At 50.0% G+C, this 3,596-nt stretch carries 4 protein-coding genes; 1 reads left to right on the top strand and 3 read right to left on the bottom strand.

What is annotated here, in order from left to right:
• Positions 1 to 382: 382 nt before the first annotated feature.
• The 3 genes from IEW52_RS15465 to tnpC form a co-directional block, all read right to left on the bottom strand.
• Positions 383 to 613, bottom strand: coding sequence for a hypothetical protein (locus IEW52_RS15465; RefSeq protein WP_188630980.1), 231 nt, complete (start codon positions 611 to 613; stop codon positions 383 to 385).
• 407 nt (positions 614 to 1,020) lie between these two features.
• Positions 1,021 to 1,596, bottom strand: coding sequence for a DUF6037 family protein (locus IEW52_RS15460; protein WP_188630979.1), 576 nt, complete (start codon positions 1,594 to 1,596; stop codon positions 1,021 to 1,023).
• Positions 1,597 to 1,750: 154 nt separating this feature from the next.
• Complete coding sequence (gene tnpC / locus IEW52_RS15455) at positions 1,751 to 3,175, bottom strand: IS66 family transposase (protein WP_188630978.1); 1,425 nt, start codon at positions 3,173 to 3,175, stop codon at positions 1,751 to 1,753.
• Positions 3,176 to 3,204: 29 nt separating this feature from the next.
• Here tnpC and IEW52_RS15450 point away from each other — a divergent pair, with 29 nt between their 5' ends.
• On the top strand, positions 3,205 to 3,351 hold the full coding sequence (locus tag IEW52_RS15450) for a hypothetical protein (RefSeq protein WP_188630977.1): 147 nt from the start codon (positions 3,205 to 3,207) through the stop codon (positions 3,349 to 3,351).
• The last annotated feature ends 245 nt before the right edge of the window (positions 3,352 to 3,596 follow it).

Genomic DNA, 3,596 nt, shown 5'->3' with positions numbered 1-3,596 from the left:
ATCCGTTACTGAGCAAGGAGTGAACTTCCCGACGCTGCAAAGAGCCATACTGAAAGCAATTTAATTGCTAAAAAGTTGGTTCAAGTGAGGTTGACACGTTCCGGTTCAACCCTTCATAATGCGTCGCAAATATTCTGAAGTAAGCATAATTAATTTTCTTATACTCATCAGATGTGTCTATTTTACGTTCACCTAATAAATGATGGAACAGACCGTACTCATACTCCATTTTCTTAACCAGCACACCAACCTTTTCGTTCACAATTTCATCCTAATTTGATTAGTAACGCTCAGCGCACAGGCGAGCGTAGCGAGTCCAGCCCGCGTTTTTTGCGGGCGATTGTGCCGCTGCTTGTTATGTATTGGTTGGTGTTTACGATGATTAATCCGTTCTGTCTATATCACGTATCTCGCAAGTATTTTTGCCGACAATGCCAACTTGATTACGAGATATTAGTTTGGTTAATACTTTCTTGAAACACACACCACTGTTCAATTTATTCCATTCTTTTTCGACCACATCAACTTTAAAAGTTCTAACGAAACCATTACCTTCTGCGTTTTCATCAATAATAGCAGCTAGTTTGTATACTAATTCATCAATGCTTTCCATAACGTTCCTTTTACACATAACGCCGCCAACACAGGCGAGCGTTAGCGAGTCCAGCCAGCTTGCTGGCGTTTGTGATTGGCCTTGTTATGACTTTAAGTAAGAACCAATTACTCACTTTGGGCTCTGTGATTAAACGCAGCAAATTCAAAACGAAGCATGCTGAATGTTCAACGAGATGCCGAGCAGAGATTTCAAAGGTTGAAGCCCAAGGCCAAGTACCTTGCCCGGTTCTCCAACAGGCGATGCCGGTGTTACCCTTTGTTCCGCGACTTCGGTTGAAGAAAACTCCGCCAACTGACTTCACAACTAGCTGACTAAATACTCATAACGCTGCCAACACGTGCAGCTTTTCCATGAAGGCGAAGCCGCAACGGAAAAGCTGTCGCAGTGCTTGGCCTGGTTATGTATTACTGTCGCAGACCAAACCCAACATAATCCGCTTGGAAATTCTCAAAGGCTGCGAGTGTTCGGTCAGTTGGGTAAGGGTAGAAAACAGGAATGAGGTGATTTTTCTCACAAAAATCAATTACTTCATGCCCCATAAGCTCAATGGTCTTTTGCCGCTGATTTTCCGACATATTTGAGTTACGCCAATGGTTGAAGAAAATTCTATCTTCAAAGTTCGAGACAGCCTTCTGTGCTGCGAGCTTATACTGCGGTTGGTTTATTTGTGAAAAGCGAGCGCTCGGCAAATAATCATTCAACAGTTCATAAAAATGCTTTGGGTCATAGCGGTCATGGTTACGGCATCTCATCAACTGCTCTACGGCTGCTTTATGGTTAATATACCCACTTGCATGCTCTCCCTGGAGTGAGCATGTAAACCCGATATTGTGATCTACAAACGCAAAGAGAAACTTCCTTTGATTTATAGAGTACGCAGTTTCAATGACACAGTTGTGATACTGGAAATTGAAGAAGGCGACGGTTACGCCCTGATCCATCATTCGGTTCTCGAACAGGCCAATATTTGTAAATCTCAATTAACACTCCATAAATACATAACGCCGCCAACACAGGCGAGCGTCAGCGAGTCCAGCCAGCTTGCTGGCGTTTGTGATTGGCCTTGTTATGAGCTGTAAGTAAAAGTAAGAACTTACCTGCGTACGCCGAGGGGATCAGATAAAACGTAACAGTTCACCCAGAGTGGCTTGACGCACACAGTTCTTCAGGAATGGGGTAATTCGTTTTTTCGATGCAGGCGCGGACCACGGCACGTAACCATTCCTGAGGACAACGACCCAGACGCTTGGCGGTTTCCACCAGCGAGAGAATACGCTGACGAAACTGCTCTCCCCGCTGGGACCAGACGCCATAGCTGCCTTTACGCCACAGTACATAACCGCGCAGCGCACGCTCTGCCTCGTTGTTGGTCAAGGCCACCTGGTCGTCCTCCAGGAAAGTCCACAGCATGTCATCATCGTTGAGCAACCAGCGGCATCGCCCCCGATAACGCGAGGAGCACAACACCATGCCGCGTTTCAGTTGAGCCTGCCAGCTTTGTCGGCACCGCCTCAACCGCCGTTGGTACTGTGCATGCTCCAGCTCGCCGTTTTCCCAACGATGCCGGGTGCGGAACACCGTATCTGCCAGCAACACCAAACGCGCACCAATGGGATGGTTAGTCCGCTCACTGCTGTCGGCAATTGCAGCCACATTACGGGCCACATGGGCCCAACATAACTGGCGTTGGCCATTATCAATGAAGCGATAGCCGGCATACTGGTCGGTCACCAGTACCGAGGTGTCCGGCACGTCACCCAACAACCGTTGGGCAGCATCCTGACCCCGACCGAACGCAGTCATGAAGCAGACCGCCACTTTGCTCAGGGCCAGCCACATCCAGCGCCGCTCACCACCGCGCTGGTGGCGGGTTTCATCGGCATGGATATGCGCAGCCGTTTGCACCTGCTGTTTAATAGCCTGGTAGGTGGGTGTCAGCATGGCGCTGACTCGGCCCTGGGCCTCGCTGATGGCGCCTCGGCTAAAACGCAGTCCGAAGTGCTGTTTCAGCTGGCTCTGTATCTGACTGATGCTTTGATGATACTGGCCGCTTTGCAGGGCAATGTAACTGAGCAGGTTAGTACCCATCTGGGTGTGGCTGACCGTCTCTGGCAGGCGGGCTTCATCCGTGTGGATACAGCGCGTACAGGTGGCCCGGAAAAGCTGATGCTCGGTCATGAAGTAGCTGACTTCGGGTAAATCAAATACCTGATGTACTCGGTGTGGTTTGGCATGAGCCAGCATATCGCCACCACAGCAGGTACAGGTGTCTGACGGATAATGCGGCGCGAGCGTCACCCGTTCATCCTGCGGATGCCGTTCTCGACGATGGCCTTTATGACCAGGCTGAGCGCCGCGCTGCTTGCCGGAACGTTTGCGTGGGCGAGCCGGCGGTGCCCCTCCTGGTCCATTGCTGGATGGGGGCTTTGAAGAGTTGCCGCTGTTCTGATTGAGGCGGTCTTCCAGCTCGGAAATACGCTCCATGAGCTTGAAAATCAGCTCGTGCGCTTGTTCCAGCGTCAGGGGCGGCACCGTCGGTGTGGTGTGTTTTTTACTCATATTGATAAGCGTGCCTGAACTGGGAGATCGTGCAAGTAGCAAAAGCGGATCAAGAGACGATCATCCCATTATTGAGTGTCAAGGCGCTGCGGGTGAACAGTTACGATAAAACGCCCTCCCTGACGGTGCCAATATTGGATGAAGCACGCCGAATGTTCAACGAGATGCCCAACTGAGATCTTGGCTATTGAGCACCACAGCCAAGTACCTTACTCGGTTCTCCAACAGACGATGCCGGTGTTACTTTTTGCTCCGCCATTTCAGCCAGCAAAGATGGATGACAATTCTACAAATTGACTCCGTGCTTGGCTGATTGCTGACTCATAACGCTTAGATAATCAGCGAAGGTCCACTCAGCGTTTTCTAATCTCCGTAGAGGGTGGAGACCTTTGTCTGATTCATCGCTTTGTTGGACTTGCGT

It is taken from the genome of Oceanisphaera marina (assembly GCF_014643915.1).
Taxonomy (GTDB): domain Bacteria; phylum Pseudomonadota; class Gammaproteobacteria; order Enterobacterales; family Aeromonadaceae; genus Oceanimonas; species Oceanimonas marina.
Note: the sequence above shows the minus strand (reverse complement) of the source record. Positions and strands in the feature narration are given on the sequence as shown.

Bases quoted from the DNA above. Each gene is read 5' to 3' on its own strand.
- IEW52_RS15465 (WP_188630980.1), bottom strand. From the start codon at position 613: ATGGAAAGCATTGATGAATTAGTATACAAACTAGCTGCTATTATTGAT.
- tnpC (WP_188630978.1), bottom strand. From the start codon at position 3,175: ATGAGTAAAAAACACACCACACCGACGGTGCCGCCCCTGACGCTGGAA.